At 31.8% G+C, this 26,002-nt stretch carries 24 protein-coding genes and 2 pseudogenes; all 26 read left to right on the plus strand.

What is annotated here, in order from left to right:
- The 26 genes and pseudogenes from thiM to rsxC all read left to right on the plus strand — a co-directional run bounded on the left by thiM (position 1) and on the right by rsxC (position 25,983).
- Complete coding sequence (gene thiM, locus HYG85_RS22445; RefSeq protein ID WP_212691514.1) at positions 1-825, plus strand: hydroxyethylthiazole kinase; 825 nt, start codon at positions 1-3, stop codon at positions 823-825.
- Positions 815-1,399 (plus strand): annotated as a pseudogene (gene thiE, locus HYG85_RS24705) (thiamine phosphate synthase); the annotation flags it as partial. The gene thiM and the pseudogene thiE, both read left to right, overlap by 11 nt.
- A 42-nt stretch (positions 1,400-1,441) precedes the next feature.
- Positions 1,442-2,749, plus strand: coding sequence for a phosphomethylpyrimidine synthase ThiC (gene thiC, locus HYG85_RS22450; RefSeq protein WP_244971354.1), 1,308 nt, complete (start codon positions 1,442-1,444; stop codon positions 2,747-2,749).
- 82 nt (positions 2,750-2,831) lie between these two features.
- Positions 2,832-3,374: a hypothetical protein gene (locus tag HYG85_RS22455; protein ID WP_212691516.1), complete on the plus strand. Its 543-nt coding sequence runs from the start codon at positions 2,832-2,834 to the stop codon at positions 3,372-3,374.
- 150 nt (positions 3,375-3,524) lie between these two features.
- The gene (locus HYG85_RS22460; RefSeq protein WP_212691517.1) at positions 3,525-4,073 is read left to right on the plus strand and encodes a GNAT family N-acetyltransferase; all 549 of its coding nucleotides are present in this window, start codon (positions 3,525-3,527) and stop codon (positions 4,071-4,073) included.
- A 48-nt stretch (positions 4,074-4,121) separates the two neighbouring features.
- Positions 4,122-4,691, plus strand: a complete 570-nt coding sequence (locus tag HYG85_RS22465; RefSeq protein WP_212691518.1) for a hypothetical protein — start codon at positions 4,122-4,124, stop codon at positions 4,689-4,691.
- A gap of 14 nt (positions 4,692-4,705) precedes the next feature.
- Complete coding sequence (locus HYG85_RS22470) at positions 4,706-5,674, plus strand: RluA family pseudouridine synthase (protein ID WP_212691519.1); 969 nt, start codon at positions 4,706-4,708, stop codon at positions 5,672-5,674.
- 10 nt (positions 5,675-5,684) lie between these two features.
- The gene (gene queG / locus HYG85_RS22475) at positions 5,685-6,785 is read left to right on the plus strand and encodes a tRNA epoxyqueuosine(34) reductase QueG (RefSeq protein ID WP_212691520.1); all 1,101 of its coding nucleotides are present in this window, start codon (positions 5,685-5,687) and stop codon (positions 6,783-6,785) included.
- A 14-nt stretch (positions 6,786-6,799) separates the two neighbouring features.
- Entirely contained in the window at positions 6,800-7,330 is a 531-nt protein-coding gene (locus HYG85_RS22480) for a Holliday junction resolvase RecU (RefSeq protein WP_212691521.1), read from the plus strand.
- Positions 7,331-7,530: 200 nt separating this feature from the next.
- Positions 7,531-8,799: an ATP phosphoribosyltransferase regulatory subunit gene (hisZ, locus tag HYG85_RS22485; protein ID WP_212691522.1), complete on the plus strand. Its 1,269-nt coding sequence runs from the start codon at positions 7,531-7,533 to the stop codon at positions 8,797-8,799.
- Positions 8,796-9,428, plus strand: coding sequence for an ATP phosphoribosyltransferase (gene hisG, locus HYG85_RS22490; RefSeq protein ID WP_212691523.1), 633 nt, complete (start codon positions 8,796-8,798; stop codon positions 9,426-9,428). The genes hisZ and hisG overlap by 4 nt, the downstream gene beginning before the upstream one ends.
- Before the next feature lie 96 nt (positions 9,429-9,524).
- Positions 9,525-10,820 carry a histidinol dehydrogenase gene (gene hisD, locus HYG85_RS22495; protein ID WP_212691524.1) on the plus strand — a complete coding sequence of 432 codons (1,296 nt, stop codon included), beginning with the start codon at positions 9,525-9,527 and terminating at the stop codon, positions 10,818-10,820.
- Entirely contained in the window at positions 10,813-11,868 is a 1,056-nt protein-coding gene (gene hisC / locus HYG85_RS22500) for a histidinol-phosphate transaminase (RefSeq protein WP_212691525.1), read from the plus strand. The genes hisD and hisC overlap by 8 nt, the downstream gene beginning before the upstream one ends.
- A gap of 32 nt (positions 11,869-11,900) precedes the next feature.
- Positions 11,901-12,488 carry an imidazoleglycerol-phosphate dehydratase HisB gene (gene hisB / locus HYG85_RS22505; RefSeq protein ID WP_212691526.1) on the plus strand — a complete coding sequence of 196 codons (588 nt, stop codon included), beginning with the start codon at positions 11,901-11,903 and terminating at the stop codon, positions 12,486-12,488.
- Between the two features lie 54 nt (positions 12,489-12,542).
- A complete protein-coding gene (hisH, locus tag HYG85_RS22510) occupies positions 12,543-13,142 on the plus strand; it encodes an imidazole glycerol phosphate synthase subunit HisH (protein ID WP_212691527.1) in 600 nt (199 codons plus the stop codon).
- Positions 13,143-13,174: 32 nt separating this feature from the next.
- Positions 13,175-13,894 carry a 1-(5-phosphoribosyl)-5-[(5-phosphoribosylamino)methylideneamino]imidazole-4-carboxamide isomerase gene (hisA, locus tag HYG85_RS22515; protein WP_212691528.1) on the plus strand — a complete coding sequence of 240 codons (720 nt, stop codon included), beginning with the start codon at positions 13,175-13,177 and terminating at the stop codon, positions 13,892-13,894.
- Positions 13,895-13,967: 73 nt separating this feature from the next.
- Positions 13,968-14,729, plus strand: coding sequence for an imidazole glycerol phosphate synthase subunit HisF (gene hisF / locus HYG85_RS22520; protein WP_113675112.1), 762 nt, complete (start codon positions 13,968-13,970; stop codon positions 14,727-14,729).
- Between the two features lie 50 nt (positions 14,730-14,779).
- Positions 14,780-15,427 (plus strand): annotated as a pseudogene (gene hisIE, locus HYG85_RS22525) (bifunctional phosphoribosyl-AMP cyclohydrolase/phosphoribosyl-ATP diphosphatase HisIE); the annotation flags it as partial.
- A 151-nt stretch (positions 15,428-15,578) separates the two neighbouring features.
- A complete protein-coding gene (locus HYG85_RS22530) occupies positions 15,579-19,886 on the plus strand; it encodes a 2-hydroxyacyl-CoA dehydratase (RefSeq protein ID WP_212691530.1) in 4,308 nt (1,435 codons plus the stop codon).
- Between the two features lie 33 nt (positions 19,887-19,919).
- The gene (hydF, locus tag HYG85_RS22535; protein ID WP_212691531.1) at positions 19,920-21,173 is read left to right on the plus strand and encodes a [FeFe] hydrogenase H-cluster maturation GTPase HydF; all 1,254 of its coding nucleotides are present in this window, start codon (positions 19,920-19,922) and stop codon (positions 21,171-21,173) included.
- Between the two features lie 59 nt (positions 21,174-21,232).
- The gene (locus tag HYG85_RS22540) at positions 21,233-21,601 is read left to right on the plus strand and encodes a hypothetical protein (RefSeq protein ID WP_113675109.1); all 369 of its coding nucleotides are present in this window, start codon (positions 21,233-21,235) and stop codon (positions 21,599-21,601) included.
- Positions 21,585-22,001: an ATP-binding protein gene (locus HYG85_RS22545; protein ID WP_113675108.1), complete on the plus strand. Its 417-nt coding sequence runs from the start codon at positions 21,585-21,587 to the stop codon at positions 21,999-22,001. Before HYG85_RS22540 ends, HYG85_RS22545 begins: the two co-directional genes overlap by 17 nt.
- A 39-nt stretch (positions 22,002-22,040) precedes the next feature.
- Complete coding sequence (locus HYG85_RS22550; RefSeq protein ID WP_113675107.1) at positions 22,041-23,387, plus strand: [Fe-Fe] hydrogenase large subunit C-terminal domain-containing protein; 1,347 nt, start codon at positions 22,041-22,043, stop codon at positions 23,385-23,387.
- Positions 23,384-23,725 carry a DRTGG domain-containing protein gene (locus tag HYG85_RS22555; protein ID WP_212691532.1) on the plus strand — a complete coding sequence of 114 codons (342 nt, stop codon included), beginning with the start codon at positions 23,384-23,386 and terminating at the stop codon, positions 23,723-23,725. The genes HYG85_RS22550 and HYG85_RS22555 overlap by 4 nt, the downstream gene beginning before the upstream one ends.
- A gap of 27 nt (positions 23,726-23,752) precedes the next feature.
- Complete coding sequence (locus tag HYG85_RS22560; protein WP_212691533.1) at positions 23,753-24,313, plus strand: ATP-binding protein; 561 nt, start codon at positions 23,753-23,755, stop codon at positions 24,311-24,313.
- A 350-nt stretch (positions 24,314-24,663) separates the two neighbouring features.
- Positions 24,664-25,983: an electron transport complex subunit RsxC gene (gene rsxC, locus HYG85_RS22565; RefSeq protein ID WP_113675104.1), complete on the plus strand. Its 1,320-nt coding sequence runs from the start codon at positions 24,664-24,666 to the stop codon at positions 25,981-25,983.
- The last annotated feature ends 19 nt before the right edge of the window (positions 25,984-26,002 follow it).

Consider the following 26,002-nt stretch of genomic DNA (forward strand, 5'->3'; position numbering starts at 1 on the left):
ATGAATAATTATATTGACACTTTTGACTTTGGTAAAATATATAAAAATTCAATGAAACCGTTAGTACATTATATCACTAACTATGTAACATCTAATGATGTAGCAAATATGACTCTTGCTTTTGGAGGAAGTCCAATCATGGCTGAAGCCATAGAAGAAATAGAAGAAATAACTTCAATGAGCAATTGTCTAGTAATTAATATCGGTACTGTTACGTCTATTAAGGTACAGTCAATAAAAAAAGCTATACAGGTTGCAAATGATAATAATATACCTGTAATTTTAGACCCTGTAGGTGTAGCTGCTACAAGTTATAGAAAAGAAATAGTTTTTCATATACTTGATAATTACAAAATAGATGTAATTAAAGGCAATGCATCTGAGATAAAAGCACTCCTTGGATTAAAGACCAATTCAAAGGGTGTGGATTCAGAAGAAATAGATGTAGAGGATATCGGCGTTATTGGACAGAAAGTTGCTAAGACATATAATACCATAGCTGCAATTACAGGAAAAATTGATACGGTTTGTAGTGATAGGTATGTTGCTAAGATTAATGGAGGTTCCAAGATGCTTACTTCAATAACTGGAACAGGATGTATGATATCACCATTGATAGCAGTATCATTAGCCAAATCTTGTGATGCCTTTCTAAGTAGCATTTATGGTATATCAGCTATGGACCAAGCAGCTGATATAGTAGAAAATAACTTAAAAGACCAAGAATCAGCGGGGACATTTAAAGTAAAATTATTTGATAGTATCTATAATATGAAAAACAAGAATTTGATAGATGGAAAGAAGGTAATTGTAAATGAAATTTGAAAATGAATTATATTTGATTTCAAAACAATATCCAGATTTTAATATTCTACTAGAGAAGACAGAACAAGCTCTTAGAGAGGGAATTTATATTTTTCAATATAGAAGTAAAGAAAAGAATAAAGATCTATTACATAATGAAGCTATAAAAATAAAAGAATTATGTGATAAATACAATGCCTCTCTTATAATAAATGATAGAGTAGATATTGCAAAAGAAGTAGGAGCAGATGGTGTTCATCTTGGACAAGATGATACCAGTATAAAAGAAGCAAGAGATATTCTTGGTGAAGATGTTATTATCGGAGCAACAGCCAAAACTGTTGAAGATGCCGTAAGATGTTATGAAGAAGGAGCAGACTACCTTGGAGTGGGTGCTTTATTTCCTTCACCAACTAAACTTGATGCAGTACAGATTAAGCTTAAAACATTAATTGATATTAAAAACGCTGTTCCTATACCCATTGTTGGTATTGGAGGTATTACAGCGGAAAATCTATCAAAAGAAATTAATGAGAATGTAGATTCAATTGCTGTAATTTCTGAGATTTATGATTCAAAAAATATAAAGGATGCTATAAAAAAACTAAAAGACGCTTTTTTGAAAGGAAGGAATACAATGAATTATACTACACAAATGGATGCTGCCAGAAAAGGTATTATCACAAAGGAAATGGAAATAGTAGCAAAAAAAGAAAATATGGATGTTAATGTTCTAGCTGATAAAATAGCAAAAGGTACAGTTGTTATTCCAGCTAATAAAAACCATAAAAGCATTGATCCAGAAGGTGTTGGTGATGGATTAAGAACCAAGATCAATGTTAACTTAGGTATATCAAAAGACAGTTATGATATAGATAGAGAGCTTGAAAAAGTAAAAGTAGCTATTGATATGAAAGCAGAATCAATCATGGATCTTAGTAACTATGGTAAAACTGAGGAATTCAGGAAAAAACTTATTGATATGTCCTCTGCCATGATAGGAACTGTACCTGTATACGATGCATTAGGTTTCTATGATAAGGAATTAAAAGATATTACAGAAAAAGAGTTTTTGGATGTTGTTGAAAAACATGGTAAAGATGGTGTGGATTTTGTAACTATCCATGCTGGAATTAATAGAGAAACAGCCAATACATTCAGAAGAAACCCTAGACTTATGAATCTAGTTTCAAGAGGTGGTTCTCTTATGTTTGCATGGATGCAGTTAAATAAAAAAGAAAACCCATTCTATGAACATTATGATGAATTACTTGATATTTGTGCTAAATATGATATAACAATCAGTCTTGGTGATGCATGTAGACCAGGAGCAATAGCTGACTCAACAGATGCAAGTCAAATCAAAGAATTAATAGTGCTTGGTGAATTAACAAAAAGAGCATGGGCTAAGAATGTCCAAGTTATAATTGAAGGACCTGGACATATGGCTATAAATGAAATTGAAGCTAACATGTTGCTTGAGAAAAAACTATGTCATGGTGCGCCATTTTACGTATTAGGTCCTTTAGTAACTGATATTGCACCAGGATATGACCATATCACAGGAGCTATCGGTGGAGCTGTTGCAGCTGCGAGTGGAGCTGATTTCTTATGTTATGTAACTCCAGCAGAACATCTAAGACTACCTAGTATTGATGATATGAAGGAAGGAATCATAGCCACTAGAATTGCCGCTCATGCTGGTGATATCGGCAAAAAATTACCTAACTCAAGAGCATGGGATAATAGTATGAGCTATGCTAGACAGCAACTAGACTGGAATAAAATGTTTGAATTGGCTATGGACCCAGTTAAAGCCAAAAAATATCGTGAAAGTTCAAAACCAGAAGATGAGAATTCTTGTTCAATGTGTGGTAAGATGTGTGCAGTACGTAATCTAAACAAAGTATTGAATGGTGAAGATATAAATATATTAAGAGATTAAATTACACTTTACATTTATATATTATATATGTATAATAATTAAGGTCGTAATTATACAAATATTTTAAATGAGGGTGAAAAAAATGAAAAAGTATTTTTTAGTAACAGTAGTAATATTATCCATGCTTATGTTTCAAGGATGTAGTAAATCTTCATCTAAAGACAACGAAGCTACAAAAGCAGTCTCATCTTTTATGGATAATCTAGTTGAAGGAAACTTCAAGGAAGCTTATGATAACCTTGAGACAAAAGTTGAAGATGAATTCTTCGATGAGATACAGAATAATCCTATGAATGATTTATTATTCGGTCAATTAAAATATGAGGTTGTTAGTTCAGAGATGAAAGAGGATACTGCAACTGTCAAGATTAAGGTTACACATCCAAAACTTGATGAAATCGTTGCATCTCTTATGTCTTCAGTAGATCTTAGTAATCTTGGTGACCAAGCTGGGGACAGTATCGAGAAAGGTCAAGACATGTTACAGAAAGCTCTTGACGAAGTAACAAAGGATAAAGAAATTGCTACAGAAGAAACTGAAGCTGTAATTGAATTAAAACTTGTGGATGACAAATGGGTTATTAGTGAAGGTTGCGATTTAACTGGTATCTTAGGTGTTCAATAAGTTTTAAATGATTATAAGTAAAAGATTCTGTGAGATATCTCATGGAATCTTTTTTAATATCAAATTTATATGAAATAGTTTTACATAAAAGCGTATAATAATTATAAAGGAATAAATGTTATTCATTATAGAAAGGATTGAAAACTTTATATGTTTGAATATAAAGTTAATAATGATATATCTCTTAGGTTATCCAATGTACAGGATGCTGAGGAAGTTTTCAAAGTCATAGATTCTTCAAGAAATCATCTAAAGAGATGGCTTACTTGGGTAGATTTGGTTAAAAGTGCAAATGATTGCAAATATAAGGCTTACAAAGCCATGCATCAATATGCAAGTAATAATGGATTTCAATGTAATGTAATATATAGAGGTAAAATAGTTGGCAGATTAGGAACACATAATATAGATTGGTCAGAAAAATCCACTTCACTAGGTTACTGGCTTGCAGAAAATTATCAGGGAAGAGGTATAATGACTATGTGTTGCAAAAGTTTTCTTGCTATCATATTCAATGAATTAAAATTAAATGTTGTTTATGTCTATGTAGCCGAAAAAAATACAAAAAGCAGAGCTATACCTGAAAGGTTACATTTTGAACAAAAAGGAATTAATAAGAATGCCCTAATATTAAGTGGTGCGAATATTGATTATGTACGTTATGTCATGACCAGAGAAAGATATTTTCAATATTACTAATTTGTGGTATAATCTACAGGACAAATGCTTATATGAAAGGAAATTAACATGAGACAACCAAAGGGAGAATATGGATACATTGGTTCACAAAAAAGAAGTTACTTATTATTAACGATTATAGGTTTTTTAATTATACTTACACTTTATATTATTGATAGGTATGTATTTACAAAAGGTAATGTACTATTATTGATTACTGTATTGCTTGCTTTGCCAGAAGCTCAATTTCTAGTTAAATATATTTTATATAGACAGTATAAGGAAGGCAAGGAAGAAGTTTATCGTAAATTCGAAAAGATAAGTGATAGATTAGTCTATTTATCAAGTCTAGTTGTTGTAAGAGGTAAAAAAACACTGTTCTATCAAATAGCAGTTGTAAGTGATAAAGAAATCATATTGTTGATTGATGAAAAGAAAACCAGGAAACAAGTGTTTGAGTATAAGGAACTTATTGAAAAATTAATAAAGCCAAAAGGTTACTTAGCTCAAGTAAAAGTGTACAATGACGAACAAGCCATGTATTCATATGTTATAACGCAATTATCAACACTACTGAATAATGTTGATACAGAAAATCAAGTAGCTTTAGCAAATGTATTATTAGACAATTCAATTTAAAATCGGAGACTCATATGAAAGAAATAATAGTATCAAAAGATGAAAGCAATCAAAGAGCTGATAAATATTTATTAAAATATTTTAATAAATCATCAAAGAGTTTTTTGTATAAAATGCTAAGGAAAAAGAGAATAAAGCTTAATAAGAAAAGAATAATAGGAAATGAAATTTTAAAGGCAAATGATGTGTTTCAAATATATTTGTCTACTGAGACTATACAGAAATTCAGTAATCATAGCATAAGTAAACACGTTTCTATAACTCATAAGGTAATTTATGAGGATGATAACATACTAATATGCAATAAGCCTGTTGGATTATTATCACAGCCAAATAATAGTGATAGTGTTTCATTAGTAGACGAAATAATAACTTACTTAGTTAATAACGGTGAATACGACCCCGAAGCCACCAGAGGTTTCAGACCAGGTATATGTAATAGATTAGACAGAAATACTAGTGGTATAGTAATAGCTGGTAAAAACATTAAGTCTTTACAAGAGATAAATAGGCTTATAGCCAATAATAAATTGGATAAGCATTATATGTGTATAGTAAAGGGGATATTGTCTACAACCAATACTATTGAAGGTTATCTAACTAAAGATGGTATCAGTAATAAGGTATCTATTTCAGATAATGAAGATATGGGAAGTTATATTAAGACAATATATAAACCTCTTAAAATTGGTAAAGAATATACGTTGCTTGATGTAAAGATAGTTACTGGTAAATCACATCAAATAAGAGCTCACTTATCTAGTATAGGACATCCTCTTATTGGTGATTATAAGTATGGTGACAAAAAGATAAATGATATCTTTAAAGATAGATATGGATTAAAACATCAGCTGCTTCATGCATATAAGATCAGATTTAATATAGATGATGATGGATATCTATTATATCTGGATAATAAAGAATTTATTACAGATATACATGGAAGATTCAAAAAAATAGCTGATACACTGTTTAGCCATTGAAGGTGAAAATATGGATATAAAAAAGGATTTAATAGAATATAGTAGAGAAATTAATGTTGATGAAATTGGGTTTTGCTTAGCAAAACCTTTTTATGAACTTGAAGATATTTTATTCAATCGAGATTGCAGTAAGTATATGTGTAATTTAGAATCTAAAGATTACAATAAAAAAATATATCCCAAGCTTACTCTAGAAAATGCAAAGTCCTTCATAGTAATATTGGAAACATATAATAATAACCCCAAAAAGCAGAATGATAATACTCTAAGAGGTAATATCAGTATGGCGGCTGTAACCAGAGATTATCATAAAATTGTATCAGCTAAGTTAAGATTATTGGAAGAGCATCTTCATAGCTTAGTAAGTTGTAATACTAAGATATTTGTAGATACTAGTCCGTTTTCAGATAGAGCTGTTGCAAGACGAGCTGGTCTTGGGTTCATTGGCAAGAATTCCATGTTGATAACTGAGAAATATGGTTCTAGAGTATTTATAGGTTATATACTAACCGATTATTATATTAAGCCAGATGAAAATGAAATTTCAATTGGTTGTGGAAGTTGTAATAACTGTGTTAAATCATGTCCGTCAGGAGCAATAATAGGAAATAATGAAATAGATTGTAATATATGTGTTTCTTATCTGACCCAACATAAGGGACATATAGATGATGAACTCAAGAAAAAAATGGGACAACAAATTTATGGCTGTGATGTTTGTCAGAAGGTATGTCCTTATAACAATGTCATAAATAAAGATATACCAAATGTTATTGACCCTTATCCTGAATATGATTCAATGCTTAACATGAGCAATAAAGAATTCAAAAAAACTTATGGTATATCATCTTCTGGATGGAGAGGGAAAAAAATATTGCAGAGAAATGCAATAATCGCTCTAGGAAATTCAAAAAGTAAAGAAGCGTTAACTATATTAGCTAATAATATAGATGACGTAAGAATAGATATTAGAAAGGAAATTGTAGATTCTATAGTTAGACTTTCTTTCAATGAAGGTATAGATATATTAGAAAAAATGAAAACGAAAGAAAATGATAAAGATTTACAAATATTAATTGATGATGCAATCAAGAAATTAAGTGAGAAATAGAAAGTGGGGGTAATATGGCATATTGGAATTCAAGAGGACTGAGAGGAAGTACCCTTGAAGAACTTATCAATTTTACCAATAAAAAATATAGAGAGAATGGATTAGCCTTAATTCAAAAGATTCCAACTCCAATAAAACCTATAAAGATTGACCAGAAAACCAGACACATATCCTTAGCATACTTTGAACAAAAAAGTACTGTTGATTATATTGGCGTTGTTCAAGGTATAGCTGTATGTTTTGATGCAAAAGAAACTACTAAAGATATTCTTCCTTTACAAAATATACATGAACATCAAATGGTATTTATGGATGATTATGAGAAACAGGGAGGCATTGCATTCTTCTTGGTTTATTTCTCAAAATATAACGAATACTTTTATCTGCCTTATCAAAATATTAAATGTTATTGGGATAAAGCTAAGACAGGTGGTAGAAAATCTATACCCTACAAAGAGATGGATAGGTCTTACATAATATCTAATAAAAATGGTATTTATCTTCATTATTTGGAACAAATCAAAAACTATATAGATAATAATTAATCTACCCTAAATTTTAAAAAATGTTTTTTGCTATTTGATGTTGACATTTACAGCAAATTAACATATAATATTACAATAATTAGATGGTTTAATGAATTAGCACTTTAATGCAATAAAGTATATTTTATTTAATATATAAGAGATTTAGAATAATTTATTTCAATATACATAAAAATATTTTTAGAAAGGAAGTAGTCGGTATGATAGATTGTTTGTTACATACGCCAGAAGGCGTTAGGGATTTCAATATTAAAGAAACGTCCAAAAAAATTGAATTGCAAAACAGGATAGGTTCTGTATTTCATAGATATGGTTTTAGGGATATTCAAACTCCAACTTTTGAATATTATGATGTTTTTAATCATGAACGTGGAACTGTAGATATTAGAGAAATGTATAAGTTTTTTGATAGAGATGGAAATATTTTAGCACTAAGACCAGATATAACACCATCTATTGCAAGATATGTTTCTACATATTATAAGAATGAAGAAAACCCTGTACGTGTTTGTTATGTTGGTAACACCTTCAGAAATGGTAAAAGTTATCAAGGTAAGTTAAGAGAGTTTACACAAGCCGGTGTAGAATTAATTGGTATAAATAGTGAAGATGCTGATGCTGAAATAATTGCTTTGATTATCAATAGTTTAAGTATAGCTGGACTTGAAAAGTTTCAAATAGATTTAGGACAGGCAGGATTTTTCAAAGGTCTTGCTGAAGAAGCTGGACTTGATGCCAATGAAGAGGAAGAACTTAGGAATTTCGTAGATGAGAAAAACTTTATTGCTGTAGAAGAACTGCTTACTAGATGCAATATGTCAGATGATTTAAAACAAGTATTTTTAGATCTTCCCAAACTATTTGGTTCTGTGGAAGTTATAGAAAAAGCAAGAAAGTTAACCAATAATGCAAAAGCTATTAATTCTCTTGATAGATTAGAAAAAGTTTATGAAATACTATGTGATTACGGTGTTGAAAATTATGTTTCTTTTGACCTTGGGCTAGTTAATTGTCTAAATTATTATACGGGTATTATATTTAGAGGTTACACATACGGAACTGGTGTTTCAATAGTTGATGGAGGTCGTTACGATACGCTTCTAAAACAATTCGGTAAAGATGTGCCAGCTATAGGGTTCGCTATCGTTATTGACGAATTAATGCTTGCTATAGAAAGACAGCAGATTTCTCTACCAGAATTTAATATAGATACATTGATAGTCTATAATCAACAAACTAGAAAACAGGCTATTATCATATCCGAAGAATTCAGGTCAAAAGGAATGAATGTACAGATTGGATTATTGGAAAAATCTTTAGAAGATAATATTGAATATGGTAAAAAGCATGGAATTGGCGGTATCATGAGTTTTAATAATAATGAAGAGGTTGTATTAGTCAATTTGCAAACTATGGATAAAACAGTCGTAGCAATTAACGAACTACTAGATAGAGGTGAAAAAGCATGAGATATCTTACAATTGCATTAGCTAAAGGAAGATTAGCCAAAAAGACCATAAAGTTATTTGAAAAAATAGGAATTAACTGTGATGAGATGAAAAGTGATACAAGGAAGCTTATATTCACAAATGAAGAACTTAAATTAAGATTTTTCTTAGCGAAAGCCAGTGATGTACCTACATATGTGGAATATGGAGCTGCAGATATAGGTGTCGTAGGTAAAGACACTATACTTGAGGAGAAGAAAAATTTGTATGAAGTATTGGACTTGGATTTTGGTAAGTGTAAGATGATTGTTGCTGGACCTAGTGAAATGAAAGAAGTATTGGATAAAGGAAGTTTTATTAGGGTTGCTACCAAGTATCCTCATATAGCTAAAGACTATTTCTATAATAAAAAGAATCAGACAGTAGAGATAATCAAACTTAATGGGTCAATAGAACTTGCACCTTTGGTTGGTTTATCAGAAGTTATTGTAGATATAGTTGAAACAGGAACTACATTAAAGGAAAACGGATTGGTTGTTTTAGAGGAAATTTGTCCATTGTCTGCGAGAATGGTTGTTAATAGAGTGAGTATGAAGATGGAGAATGAGAGGATATCTAAGATAATTAAAGGATTGAGAAGTTTATATTAGAAAATATTTAAAAATCGCTTTATTTGTATATATATTCACCTACTAGGCTATAGTAAAAGTTAATATGGTAGTGATCAATAAAGGAGTGATAATAGTATGAGATATATTAGTTATAGTGATTGTTCAGATAATGAACTATATAAGATGTTGTTTGATAGAGCGCCTGATAATTATGGGAAGTATGAGCAGATAGTGGCTAGTATAGTTGATAATGTGAAGAATAATGGAGATAAAGCCATTTTTGAATATGGGGAGAAGTTTGATAATGTAAAATTGGATGAGAAATCTTTGAAGGTAACGAAAGAAGAGATTGATGAGGCTTATGAGCAGGTTGATGAGGAATTAGTTGAAATCATAAGAAGGTCCAAGAAGAGGGTCAAGGAGTATCATGAGAAGCAGAAGAAGTATAGTTGGTTTGATAGTTGTGATTCAGGCAGTATCATGGGACAGAAGGTTACACCAATAGAGAAGGTTGGAGTGTATGTTCCAGGAGGGAAAGCTGTCTATCCATCATCTGTCATAATGAATGTTATGCCTGCTAAGGTAGCAGAGGTAGAACAGATAGTAATGGTGACGCCACCTGATAAAGATGGGAAAGTGAATCCTGTTACATTAGTTGCGGCTAATGAATGTGGTGTTGATGAAATATACAAAGTAGGTGGAGCCCAGGCAGTGGCTGCGTTAGCATTTGGGACAGAAACTATTCCTAAGGTCTATAAGATTGTTGGACCTGGTAATATATTTGTTGCTCTTGCTAAGAAGGCTGTGTATGGACATGTAAGCATAGATTCTATAGCTGGTCCTAGTGAAGTGTTAGTTATAGCAGATGAAAGCGCTAATCCAAAATATGTTGCAGCTGATCTATTATCACAAGCAGAACATGATGAATTGGCTTCAGCTATTTTAGTTACTGACAGTGATGTTTTAGGAAAAGAGGTAGAAAAAGAGTTAATAAGACAAACAGATTATTTAAGTAGAAAAGATATCTTGGAAAAGTCACTTAACGATTTTGGGGCAATAGTAGTTGTAAAATCAATAGATGATGCTGTTAAGCTGAGTAATATGGTAGCACCAGAGCATTTGGAGATCTGTACGAAAGAACCTTTTATGGTACTGCCTAAGATTAAAAATGCTGGTGCAATTTTCTTAGGAAATTATAGTCCTGAACCTTTAGGTGATTATATGGCTGGACCTAATCATGTTTTACCTACTAATGGAACAGCTAAGTTCTTTTCACCATTAAGTGTAGATGATTTCATTAAGAAATCAAGTATCATTTCTTTTGACAGGGAAGCACTGGGAGAATTACAAGAAGATATAATAAAATTTGCTAATGCTGAAAAATTAACAGCGCATGCAAATTCGATAAAGGTGAGATTTGAAAATGATTAAAGATTATATAAGAAGAGATTTAAAAGATTTTACGCCATACCATGCTCCTTTAAAAGAATATGATGTCAAATTAGATGCTAATGAAAATCCCTATCTTCATGATGAAATAGTTATAAATAAAGTAAAAGAGTGGCTTGATGACTGTAATAATATCAGAAGATATCCAGATACTGATTGTAATGAATTAAGAAATGCTTTAGCTAAGTTTTGGCAAGTAGAAAAAGAGAATGTAGTATGTGGAGTTGGTTCTGACCAATTGATTGACTGCATATTGAAGGTCTTTTTGGAACCAGGAGATAAGGTATTAATGCCAGCACCTTCTTTTAGTATGTATAAACTAGCAACAAAATTGAATAGAGGTATTCCAGTTGAATTTACATTAAATGAAGATTTCTCTTATGATGTAAATAAGATACTTAATTTATACAATGAAGTTAAACCAAAATGTGTATTTATATGTACACCTAATAATCCCACAGGCAACATTATGACTATAGAAGACATTGAAAAACTATTGCAAAAGATTGAGTGTCCTCTTATTATTGATGAAGCTTATAGTGAATATATAGATGATACAATGATAGGTAAGTTCAGAAAATATGATAATCTTATTGTGCTAAAGACTTTTTCAAAAGCTTATGGATTAGCAGGTCTTAGAGTTGGGTATGGTATTGCTTCCAAGAGTATGGTAGATACGATTAATATTGTAATTCCACCTTATCATCTTAATGCATTGTCTCAATTTTTAGCTAAGATCGTAATAGAAAATAGTCAACAATATAATAAGAAAATCAAAGAAATAATTAATAATAGAAAATGGTTAATTGATAATCTGAAAGAAATATATTATGTAGATAAGGTATATCCTTCACATGCTAATTATTTATTAATAAAAGTATCAGATGCTGATATTGCTGCAAAACTAGAAAAACATAAGATTCTAGTTAGAGGTTATGGAGAACAAGGGGAATTGGCTAATTGTATCAGAGTTACTGTAGGTACTGAAGAAGAAAATGAACAATTAATAAAGGTCATGAAAAAGTACTGATATTTAACATTAATTAAAAAGGAGTTTATAGGATGAAGAGAATAAGTGAGATGGATAGAAAGACTAATGAAACAGATATTAGTCTAAAACTTAATATAGATGGAATTGGAGATTATGATATTGATACAGGTGTTGGGTTTTTTGACCATATGATGACTCATATATCCAAACATGGGTTATTTGACCTTGATATCAAATGCAAAGGTGATTTGGAGGTTGATTGCCACCATACAATAGAGGATATAGGTATTGTTTTTGGCAAATGCATAAAAGAAGCTATTGGAGATAAAACAGGTATTAAAAGATATGGTTCTGCTATTATTCCTATGGACGAAACCTTAGTATTATGTGCATTAGATTTATCTGGAAGACCATATCTGAATTTTGATGTTGAACTTACTACAGATAGAATTGGTACTATGGATACAGAAATGGTAGAAGAGTTTTTTAGAGCTATATCCATGAATGCTGAAATGAATCTACATATCAAATTGTTGGATGGTAAGAACAATCACCATATCGTTGAAGGTATATTCAAAGCATTTGGAAATGCACTTGACCAAGCTACAATAGTAGATTCTAGGATAAAAGGTGCACTTACTACTAAAGGGGTTCTTTAAAATTATAAGATAATAGAATCATATGAAAAAGTACTTTAAGAAAGGGTGGATGTGATGAAGATTGGTATTATTGATTATGGAATGGGTAATCTAGGAAGTATATCTAATGCACTTTCATATATTGGTGTAGACTATATAATATCTTCTGATGTTCAGGAATTGGAAAAGACAGATAAGCTTATATTGCCTGGTGTAGGTGCTTTTAAAGATGCTATAAATCTTATTAAGGAAAAAAAGATCGATTTATTCATACATGATAGTGTAAAAAAAGGCAAACCGCTTCTAGGGATATGTCTAGGAATGCAGCTATTGTTTGACTCATCAAGTGAATATGGCTCACATGAAGGTTTGGGACTATTACATGGAGATATCGTTAGATTTGATACTAATCTAAAAGTACCACATATGGGGTGGAATAAATTAAATATTGTTAAAGAAGAGCCTTTGTTTAAAGGATTACCAAAAAATATACATGTTTATTTTGTTCATTCATATCATTTGGAAACTTCAGAAGACATTGTTTGTGCAACAACTAACTATGGGAAAGAGATTCAGATAGCAGCACAAAAGGATAATATATTTGCTTTGCAATTTCATCCTGAGAAAAGTGGAGTTATAGGGCTTTCCATACTTAGAAATTTTGTTTCTTTATAATAGATGTTTTGTAATACGGATGGAGGAAAGTTATGAGATTATATCCAGCAATAGATATTAAAAATGGTAAATGTGTTAGGTTGAAACAAGGAAAATTCAATGAACAGACAGTTTATTCCAATGACCCATATACAATAGCTGAGAAATGGGCAAGTAATGGAGCATCATATATCCATGTTGTTGACTTGGATGGTGCACTTGATGGTAATTGGACTAATAAAGAGGCTATTAAAAAAATAGTTGACAGTGTTCACATACCTGTTCAAACAGGTGGAGGAATAAGATCAATCAGAGATATTGAAGAGAGACTAGATGTTGGGATAACTCGCGTTATCATAGGAACCTTGGCAGTAAAAAATCCTAGCTTCGTAAAAGATGCTGTTAAGAAATTTGGCAAAGAAAGAATTGTTGTTGGGATAGATGCAAAAGATGGTATGGTCGCTATTAACGGATGGGAAAAACTAAGTGTCGTGTCAGCTCTTGATTTGTGTAAACAAATGAAAGGATACGGTGTGAAAACAATCGTGTATACAGATATTTCAAAAGATGGTATGCTCATTGGTCCTAATGTAGATTATACAAAATATCTAATAGATGAAACAGGTCTTGATATTATTGCATCTGGTGGTGTATCTTCTATAAAAGACCTTAAAGATGTAGAAAAAATTAACGCTGAGGGAGCTATAATTGGAAAAGCACTGTATACCAATAAAATTGATCTAAAAGAAGCCATTTCATTGTTTGAGAACTAACTAGACTTACTTTTATAATTAATGATATTAAAAACTAAAATAGAGTTCTTTATATGTAAGAAAGGGTGTTTATATGTTATCAAAAAGGATCATCCCTTGTTTAGATGTTGATAGGGGGAGAGTTGTAAAAGGAATTAATTTTGTTAATTTAATAGATGCAGGTGATCCTGTTGAAGTAGCTAAAATATATAATAAGAGTTTGGCAGATGAAATTGTATTCTTGGATATTACTGCTACTCATGAAGGAAGAGATACCATAGTAGATGTAGTAAGAAAAACTGCTAAGGAAATTTTTATACCATTAACGGTTGGGGGCGGTATCAAGACCCTTGACGACTTCAAGAAAATACTTAGGGCTGGAGCTGATAAAGTTGCTGTCAACTCAGGGGCAATAAGAAGACCTGAACTTATCAATGAGGCTGCTAATAGATTTGGTAATCAATGTGTAGTCGTTGCAATTGATGCGAAGAGAAACGAAGAACATAATAGTTGGGATGTCTATATCAATGGTGGTAGAATAAATACTGATATTGATGCTATCTGGTGGGCTAAGGAAGTATGTAGACGTGGTGCAGGAGAAATATTACTTACAAGCATGGATAAAGACGGGACCAAATCAGGCTATGATATAGAACTAACTAAAAAAATTAGTGAAATAGTTGATGTACCAGTTATTGCATCAGGCGGTGCTGGGAATATGGAACATTTCAAGGATGTATTGACTTTTGGAAAGGCTGATGCTGCTCTTGCGGCTTCACTGTTTCATTTTAAAGAAATAGAGATTATTGAACTAAAAAAATACTTAGACAGTAATGAAATACCTGTAAGATTATAACTATATAACTTATATAATAGAAGAATAATTTCACGAAAGGAATGAATAGAATGGATTTCAACAAATTAAAATTAAATTCAGATGGTTTACTACCAGTTGTTACTCAAGATTATTCCAGTAACGAAGTGTTGATGGTGGCATATATGAACAAAGAGGCTTTCAATAAGACTATAGAGACTAAGAAAGTACATTATTTCAGCAGAAGCAGACAAAGCTTATGGTTAAAAGGAGAGACATCAGGTCATTATCAGCATTTAGTTAGTATGGCTTTGGATTGTGATAATGATACTTTATTGGTAAAAGTTAAGCAAGAAGGAGCTGCATGTCATACAGGAAACTATTCTTGTTTTTACAAAAACATAGATATAGATAATAAAGAAGTCCTGGAAAGCAGTGAGTTACAACAGAAAAAACAAAACGTATTTGAGATATTTGAAGAGGTATATAATGTCATAGCAGATAGAAAAGAAAATCCAAAAGAAGGTTCTTATACAAATTACTTATTCGATAAAGGAATTGATAAAATTCTTAAGAAAGTTGGAGAAGAATCTGCAGAGGTAATTATTGGAGCCAAGAATGAAGGAAATGATGAAATTATCTATGAAATATCTGATTTAATATACCATTTATCAGTATTGATGGTTGAGAAAAATACTACTTGGGAAGACATATGTAAGGAATTAAATAAGAGAAGATAATTGAGAGTGTGCTTTGGCACACTTTTACTTTTGACTAATATTAATAAAATATTAAGTTGAATGTTATGGTAAAATGGTATAATATAATAATAATCATTATTGTTATAGGAGACAACGAGTTATAGGAGGCGAAGCATTTTTTTGCGAATATATGAATAACATATTAAATGTTGGATTGGACGTAGGTTCAACTACGGTAAAAATAGTAGTATTAAATGAACAAGGAGAAATTTTATATAGTAAATATAAAAGGCATTTTTCTGATATACGATTAACAGTTGGTAAGTTAATAAAAAGAGCTTACTCTCATTTTAGTGATTCAGATATTACCGTAATGGTGACAGGTTCTGGTGGAATGGCTGTTTCTAAATGGATTAATATACCTTTCATACAAGAAGTAGTTGCATGTACAAAAGCTATCAACTTAAAAATACCAGATACAGATGTAGCCATAGAATTAGGTGGCGAAGATGCTAAGATTACATATTTTGAAGGTGACACGATTGAGCAAAGAATGAATGGAACTTGTGCTGGTGGAACTGGTGCTTTTATTGATCAGATGAGTTCTTTACTAGAAACAGATGCAATGGGTCTCAATGAGCTTGCTAAGAAACATAAAGTAGTATATCCAATAGCAGCTAGATGTGGAGTTTTTGCAAAGACAGACATCCAACCGTTACTGAATGAAGGTGCTGCCAAAGAGGATATTGCTGTATCTGTATTTCAAGCAGTAGTTAATCAAACTATAAGTGGTCTGGCATGTGGTAAACCAATAAGAGGTAATATTGCTTTTTTAGGTGGACCACTTTACTTTTTATCTGAGCTTAGACAGAGATTTATTGAAACCTTAAATTTAACAAGTAAACAATCAATTATACCACCTCATTCACAACTTTTTGTGGCATTAGGTGCAGCTATAGAGTCTAAAAAAGAAGAACCAGTACCTTTCAAATCCATTTTAGAAAGAATGGAAAACCTTATTGATACAGGTACTAATGAAGTAGCAAGATTACAATCACTATTCAAAGATAAAGAAGAATTGGATTCATTCATGTTAAGACATAGTAAAAATGTCGTAGAAAGAAGAGAACTATCAACATATGAAGGTAAGTGTTATCTTGGTATTGATGCAGGTTCTACAACTACTAAAGTAGCATTGATTGATGAAGATGGAAAATTACTATATTCATATTATGGAAGTAATGGTGGAAAGCCATTAAAGCAGACTGTAGATATCATAAAGACTATATATTCCATTTTGCCTGACAAAGCAGTGATAGCTAATTCTACTGTAACAGGTTATGGAGAAGCATTAATAAAAGAAGCATTAAAAGTGGATATTGGTGAAATAGAGACAATTGCACATTATAAGGCTGCCAATACCTTTTTACCGGGGGTAGATTTCATATTGGATATTGGTGGACAGGATATGAAGTGCCTTAGAATCAAAAATGGTGTAATAGACGATATTCTATTGAACGAAGCTTGTTCATCTGGGTGTGGTTCATTCTTAGAAACCTTTGCAAAATCATTAAATATGAATATTGAAAACTTTGCAAAATCAGCTTTAGAATCCAAGAATCCAGTTGATCTAGGTTCAAGATGTACTGTATTCATGAATTCAAGAGTAAAACAAGCTCAAAAAGAAGGAGCTACTATCAATGATATATCTGCAGGATTATCTTATTCTGTTATAAAGAATGCTTTACAAAAAGTAATTAAGATAAGAGATCCTAAGGAAATGGGTGAAAAAATTATTGTACAAGGTGGAACTTTTTACAATGATTCAGTACTTAGAGCTTTTGAAATAATATCTGAAAGAGAAGTTATAAGACCGAACATAGCAGGAATAATGGGTGCTTTTGGTGCTGCGATAATCGCAAAAGAAAGAGATAACGGACTAGAAAGTACTTTATTAGAAGCAAATCAGATAGATTCCTTTACATTTGAAACAGATCTGAAAAGATGTCCTTTGTGTAATAACCATTGTTTACTTACAATCAACAAATTCCCAGGAGGAAGAGAACATATATCAGGTAACAGATGTGAAAGAGGGGCTGGGGGAGAGAAGAAAAGCAAGAATATCCCTAATCTATATGATTTCAAATATAAAAGATTATTTGATTATAAACCATTAAGTGAAGAAGAAGCTAAAAGGGGTACTATAGGTATTCCAAGAGTACTTAATCTATATGAGAATTACCCATATTGGTTCACTTTCTTTACTAAACTGGGCTATAGGGTTATTATATCACCTCGTTCAACTAAAAAATTGTATGAGGAAGGTATTGAAACAATACCATCAGAATCAGCTTGTTATCCAGCTAAGATTGTACATGGACATATTATGCACCTTATAAGAAAAGGTATTAAAACTATATTCTATCCATGCGTACCATATGAAGAGAAAGAAATAAAAGGTGCAGACAATAATTTTAATTGCCCAATAGTTACATCTTATCCTGAAACCATAAAACATAATGTAGAAGACTTGGAAAATGAAAATATTAAGTTTCTTAACCCATTTTTGCCTATGGATAAGGAAGAACGTCTAGCAGAAAGGTTAGCAGAAGAATTAGAAGGCAGTGGTATTAGCAAAGAAGAGATTTATGAAGCTGCTGGTTTAGCCTGGAAAGAAAAGATGAATGTCAGAAATGACATAAGGAAAAAGGGAGAAGAAGTTGTAAAATATCTGGATGAAACAGGTAATAGAGGAATTGTATTAGCTGGAAGACCTTATCATATAGATCCAGAGATAAATCATGGATTAACTAATATAATAACAGATTTAGGTATGGCTATACTGACAGAGGATTCTATTTGTCATCTAGGTAATGTTAAAAGACCTCTTAGAGTATTGGATCAATGGGCTTATCATTCAAGATTATATGCTGCTGCTGAATTTGTTGGTAAAAAAGATAATATTGAACTTGTTCAGCTAACCTCCTTTGGTTGTGGAGTTGACGCAGTTACAGCAGACCAAGTTCACGATATACTTGGCGAGCATGGTAAAATATATACTTTAATCAAGATAGATGAAGGTAATAACTTGGGTGCTATAAGAATAAGAATGCGCTCACTAAAAGCCGCCCTAGATGAAAGGGATAAGAGTGGTATCCAACCTGTTAAAAAACAGATTAACCATGACAGGGTAGTATTCACTAAAGAAGATAAGAAGAACCATACTATATTAGCGCCACAAATGTCACCTATGCATTTTGACTTTTTTGAAGTAGGTCTAAAGAAGATGGGATATAATGTGGTTATACTTCCACATGTGGACCCAGGTGCAGTTGAGGAAGGCTTGAAACATGTAAATAATGACGCATGTTATCCATCTATATTAGTTGTAGGACAGATCATAAAGGCATTAAAATCAGGTAAATATGATTTGAATAATACTTCCGTATTCATTACTCAAACAGGAGGAGGATGTAGAGCTTCTAATTATATAGGTTTCATAAGAAAAGCTTTAGATGATTTAGGCATTAATAGCGTTCCTGTTGTATCAATTAATGCATCAGGACTGGAAACTAATCCAGGATTCAAATTTACTATACCTTTGATACATAGAGCTCTTGTAGCAACAATATACGGTGATGTTTTAATGAGAGTGCTATATGCAACAAGACCTTATGAGAAAGTAAAAGGATCAGCTGATAAACTATATGATAAATGGAAGCAAAAAGCACTCAAAAATGTTGAAAACGGCAGAATACATGAATTCAAGAAGAATATGAAAGGCATTGTCAAAGAGTTTGATGAACTCCCAATAAGAGATATATTGAAACCAAAAGTTGGAGTAGTCGGAGAAATACTTATTAAGTATCATCCAATTGGAAATAACAATCTAGTTGAAACTCTAGAAAAAGAAGGTGCTGAAGCTAGTGTTCCAGATTTATTAGATTTCTTCTTGTATTGTGCTTATAACAATAAATTCAAATATGAGAAGCTAAACGGAACCAAAAAAGGTTGGACTCTCAGTAAAATAGCAATAAAAGTTATTGAGATGTACAGGAAAACATCTAAGAAAGCCTTAGAAAACAGTAAACGCTTCAGAGCGCCATCTTCAATTGATGAAAAAGCAGTATATGCAGAAGAATTGATATCTCTTGGTAACCAAACTGGTGAGGGATGGTTCTTGACTGGAGAAATGGTAGAATTAGTTAAAGAAGGCGTAGAAAATATTGTCTGTGTTCAACCATTTGCATGTTTGCCTAATCATGTAGTAGGTAAATCAATGATCAAACCAATCAGAAAAAAATATAAGAGAGCTAATATAGTAGCTATTGATTATGATCCAGGTGCTAGTGAAGTAAATCAACTTAATAGAATAAAATTAATGTTATCTGTAGCTAAGAGTAACCTTGAAGAAAAAAATGAAGGTAAAGTTATTGATAAATATATAGACAAGAAGGACAAAGAACAGAAAGACGATAAAGAATTACTTGCATTATAGATATAATCCATATTGGACACAAGGAGGCAGGTTATGAGTTTGAATAGGACACCTAGAGGAGATAGAGTGCATATTGCGCTATTTGGAAAAAGGAATGCAGGAAAATCCAGTATTATTAATGCTATAACCAATCAAGATATAGCATTAGTATCATCAGTAAAAGGAACTACTACAGATCCAGTATATAAGGCTATGGAAATACTTCCAATAGGTCCAGTTGTGATTATTGATACAGCTGGACTGGATGATGAAGGTGAATTGGGAGAACTTAGAAAGAAAAAGACACTGGACGTTCTTAATAAGACGGATCTAGCAATATTAACCATTGATGCAGAATCAGGAATCACAGATTTTGAAAAAGGTATTTTGAAGAGCATAAAAGATAAAAAAATACCTGTGGCAGGTGTAGTCAATAAAACAGACATCAAAAATATATCAAAAGATGAATTGAAATCAATGGAAAAAGAGTTATCCCTTAAATTAATTCCAGTATCAGCCATAGAGAATAAAGGTATAGAAGAGCTTAAGAATGAAATTATTAGACTGCTTCCTGATAATGATAAAGGTCATGAATTGGTTGGAGATATTATTGAATCAGGTGATTTTGTAGTATTAGTAGTTCCTATTGACACAGCTGCACCAAAAGGAAGACTTATTTTACCTCAACAGCAAGTTATAAGAGATATATTAGATAATGATGCAATCTCTATTGTGACCAAGGAATACAAAATAAAAGAGACTCTTGAAAACATTGGCAAGAAACCTAAAATTGTTATTACTGATTCTCAAGTTTTCGAGAGAGTATCAAAGGATACGCCTGATAATATAATGCTTACTTCCTTTTCCATATTATTTGCAAGATACAAGGGAGATTTAATCAAGCTGATAGAAGGTGCTAAGAAGTTAGAATCTTTAAAAGATGGAGATAAGGTATTAATAGCAGAGGGTTGTACCCACCATAGACAATCAGATGACATCGGTACTGTAAAAATCCCTAGATGGATTAAAGAATATACAGGTAAAGATATAGAATTTGAATTTTCCAGTGGATTCAAATATCCTAATAACCTGAAGGATTATTCCCTAATAGTTCATTGTGGTGGATGTATGTTGAATAGAAGAGAAGTACAACATAGAATCAAAGTGGCACTAGACAATAATATACCTATAGTTAATTATGGTGTACTTATTGCTTATGTAAAAGGTATATTAGAAAGAGTTACAGAACCATTCCCTATAGCAAATAAAATGTTAAAAGATGCGAAGTCTAGTTTGTCAAATTCATAACAATTTGTTATAATATCTATGTGAAAATGAATATTACATAATAAATTGGGGGTGGTAAAGTGCTCGTAAGTGAAATTAGAGAAATATTAGATGCAGACATATTGACTGGGGAAGACATGTTGGATTTGAATATAGACTACGGTTATGGATGCGATCTAATGAGTGACGTATTGGCATTTGTCAGAAATGATATCATATTACTTTCAGGACTTGTTCATCCTCAGGTGATTAGAACAGCTGAGATGTTAGATATTAATGCTATAGCTTTTGTGAGAGGTAAAAGACCTAGCAGTGAACTGATACGTATGGCTGAAATGAAAAACATTATTTTGTTAACAACTAAACATACTTTATTTACAGCATGTGGCTTACTGTATAAAAATGGTTTAGAAGGAGAGGAGATAGCTCACGATGAAGATTCATTATGATGTTGAAGGTGGCGAGTTTATTTCTGCAGGAGTTGCATCAAGTAAATTAAAAAAGACTTTAAAACAACTTGGAATATCTCCTATTATTATTAGAAAAGTATCCATATGTATGTATGAAGCAGAGATAAATATGGTAATTCATGCTAATGGAGGAGTTATTGATGTAGAGATAACTCCAGAAACCATAGATGTTGTTATCAACGACGAAGGTCCAGGAATAGAAAATATTGATTTGGCAATGCAAGAAGGTTACTCTACTGCATCAAGAAAAGCTAGAGAAATGGGTTTTGGTGCAGGAATGGGATTACCTAACATAAAGAAACATAGTGATAACATGGAAATAGAGACGAAATTGGGAGAAGGAACAAAACTTGAACTAACTTTTAACATAAAAAATTAGAAGGTATTAATTTAATAAATGGTTTTAAGGAGGCTAAGTATGGAGGAAGTACTACATTCTGTAAGGTTAGATATAGATAAATGCATTGGTTGTACAGATTGTATTAAGCGTTGTCCAACAGAAGCCATAAGAGTTAGAAATGGGAAAGCACATATTATGGACGAGCGGTGTATTGATTGCGGTATGTGCATTAGAGTCTGTCGTAACCATGCTAAAAAAGCAATAACAGAACCATTAGATAAAATAAACGACTATAAATTTAAAGTAGCTATACCAGCTCCTACATTGTATACACAATTTAGAGGTATTGTTGACCCTAATATTATTTTGACAGGATTAAAAAAACTAGGTTTTGATGAGGTTTTTGAAGTTGCAAGGGCAGCTGAGATTATAACTGAAGAAAGTAAAAAAATGCTAGAAAAAGGTAATTTACTTAAACCAGTTATATCTTCTGCATGTCCAGCAATTGTAAAACTTATTCAAATTAGATTTCCTTCTTTAATACCTAATATTTTACCAATCATATCACCAAAAGAGGCTATGGCAAGATATGCTAAAAAATACTTGGTAGGTAAAGGAATCAAAAAAGAAGATATAGGAGTATTCTTTATATCACCTTGTGCTGCAAAAGTTACTAATAGTAAACAGCCACAAGTTATTGATGAATCCTATGTAGATGGTGTTATTTCACTAAAAGAGATATATCTAAAACTAGTTCCAGTAATAAAGACGATAAAAGAACCTGAGATACTACAAATGAGTAGTAATACAGGTATAGGCTGGGCTCATACTGGTGGTGAAGGATATGCATCTGGTATTGAGAATCATATAGCTGTAGATGGTATTGAAAATGTTATCAAAATACTGGAGAAAGTAGAAAATGGTAAACTTGATGATGTTAATTTCATTGAATGTCTAGCATGTGTTGGTGGATGTCTTGGTGGTCCCCTAACTGTAGAGAATTGCTTTGTTTCCAGTAATAGGATGGATAAAATAAAGAAATACAATAGTGGTGAAGGCAAAAAACGGGATATACCATTATTTGATGAAAAAATTGATCTGTATTGGTCTAAACCATTAGAAACTAAACAAGTCATGAAGCTTGATGATGATGTAGAAAAAGCCATAGAAAAGTTAGAACACTTAGAAAAAATCTATGATATCTTACCAAAGATTGACTGTGGTTCCTGTGGGGCACCGACTTGCAGAGCATTAGCCGAAGATATAGTCTGTGGTAAAGCCAATATAGAGGATTGTGTGTTCATGTTAAGACAAAAGGTAAGAGAAATGGCTGAACAAATGGTTACATTAGCACAAAAAATGCCACCATCCATTAGTAATGAAACTATAAATAATAAGATATTAGAAAAGAGGTCATCACAATGACAGTTGAAGAATTAAAAATTAAGCTTAACCTTGAATTGGTTGCTGGTAAAGAAGGGTTACAAGGTGAAATAAAAGGCGGTTTTGTAGGTGATTTATTAAGCGTGGTAATGGGTAAAGCAAAAGAGGGTAATGTATGGATTACAATTCAAAGCCATGTTAATATAGTAGCAGTAGCAGTACTTACTGGTTCTGCGTGTATTATTGTATCAGAAGGATTTAAGGTTGAAGAAGATGCTATCGCAAAGGCAGATGAGGAAAATATACCTATATTGACTACAAAAAAATCATCTTATGAAATGGTTAGCGATCTTGTAGCAAAGGGAATCAAAAATATTTAGAGGTTTTATGAAAGGAATCTGTTAAATATGAAAGAATTATCTATGCATATACTTGATATTGCACAGAATAGTATAAGAGCTGATGCAAACATAATTACTATTATAGTAAAAGAATTAATCAAAGACAATATTTTTGAATTCAGTATTAAAGATAATGGGACAGGAATAGACGAAGAAATATTAAAAGACATTCGTAATCCTTTCACTACATCAAGAACAATGAGACGTGTAGGCTTGGGAATACCATTGTTAGATAATACTTGTAACATTTGTAATGGTAGATTGGAGATAGATTCATCTAGCAAACAAGGTACTTATATAAAAGCCAGTATGGATTATAATCATATTGATAGACCACCTATAGGTGATATGGTAGCAACAATGGCAACTCTTATTTCATCTAATGGTGATATTGATATACAATATAAGCATTACTATAATGAGAACTCATTTGATATAACTACAAAAGAACTTAAAGAAGTTTTGGGTGATGAAGTACCATTAACTAATTTAGATGTTATCAAATGGTTAAAGGAATTCTTAAAAGAAAATATTAATGAGCTTAAGAGCGACGGAGACAAAAGCTGAAAGGTATAACATTATATCTTTGAGCTTTTTTATCTTATAGATTTCAGCTAATGTTAACTAATTAACAAACTTACTAATAATTATAACTTTTTTTAGTAAATTAAAGGGGAAAAGAAGGGAGGCATATTGTATACAATAAACAATAGTGCCATATTAATAGTATTATACAGAATTGCTACTTTGTACTTTTTTTATCAATTCTTGTATTACTGCGGTAATTGTATTATTATTAATATGGAAATGGATACTATTACAACATTAAATACTAATAATTATATTTATTAGTAATATATCTAAAGTGTAAAAAAATAATTTATTCATTAAAAACAAACAAAGACAGGGGGATACTAATGGGAGCATTGACTTTTAAAAGAGGCATTCATCCTAGTCATTCTAAAGATTCCACAGAAAAGAAACCTATTAAGATTTATATGCCAAAAGGTGATTTGGTTTTCCCAATGTTACAACATATAGGAGCACCTTGCAAACCTTTAGTTAAAAAAGGCGATAAAGTGTTAATGGGGCAGAAAATAGGAGAACCTCAAGGATTCGTTTCTTCACCAATCCATGCAACAGTTTCAGGTACAGTCAAAGCTATTAAAGATGTACTTCATCCTAATGGTTCAAAAGTACAAGCAATTGTTATTGAAAATGATGGTGAATATACGGAAATTGAAACAATGAAAGAAAGAAAGGACTATAAGAACCTTTCAAGGGAAGAAATAATTAATATTATAAAAGAGGCTGGTATAGTAGGTATGGGTGGAGCAACATTTCCAACATTCATAAAATTATCACCTCCTCCAGAGAAAAAGATTGATCATATAATTGTTAATGGTGCTGAGTGTGAGCCTTATTTGACATCTGATCATAGGATTATGATTGAAGAAACACAAAGAGTTGTAAAAGGGCTTGAGATAATACTACATCTTTTTCCAAATGCCAAAGGTGTTATTGGAATAGAAGACAATAAGCCAGATGCCATAAAAGCTATGAAAGAAGCTGTTAAAGGTATTAGTAATATCAGCGTTGCAACTTTGAAAACAAAATATCCTCAAGGGGCTGAAAAACAACTCATCTATTCTATAACTAAGAGAGAAGTTCCAGCTGGAGGATTACCAGCTGATGTTGGTTGTATTGTTCAAAACATAGATACAGTCGTAGCTATTCATAGAGCAGTTCTCAGAGGAAGACCTTTAATGAGAAGAATTGTTACTGTGAGTGGGGGAGCTATAAAAGAACCGCAGAATTTTAAGGTTAGAATTGGTACTAGCTATAGAGAATTAATTGAGGCTGCTGGTGGTTTCACGGAAGAACCTGCCAAAGTTATCTCAGGGGGACCTATGATGGGACTGGCACTGTTCTCACTAGATGTACCTGTAATAAAAGGTTCTTCATCTATACTATGTCTGACTAAAAAAGAAGCAGTAGTGAATGAAGAAAGCAACTGTATTAGATGTGGTAAGTGTGTAAGTATATGTCCAATGAATCTATTACCTTTAGAACTTAACAAATTTGCTATAAACAATGAAGATGACTTGTTTGTAAAATATAAAGGTATGAATTGTATAGAATGTGGAGCTTGTTCATATATATGTCCATCCAATAGACATTTAACTCATTCTATAAGAACAACAAAAAGGACTATAATGGCTAAGAAAAAGAAATAAAAATATATAGAATCAATAA

This window comes from Vallitalea guaymasensis (genome assembly GCF_018141425.1).
GTDB lineage: Bacteria > Bacillota > Clostridia > Lachnospirales > Vallitaleaceae > Vallitalea > Vallitalea guaymasensis.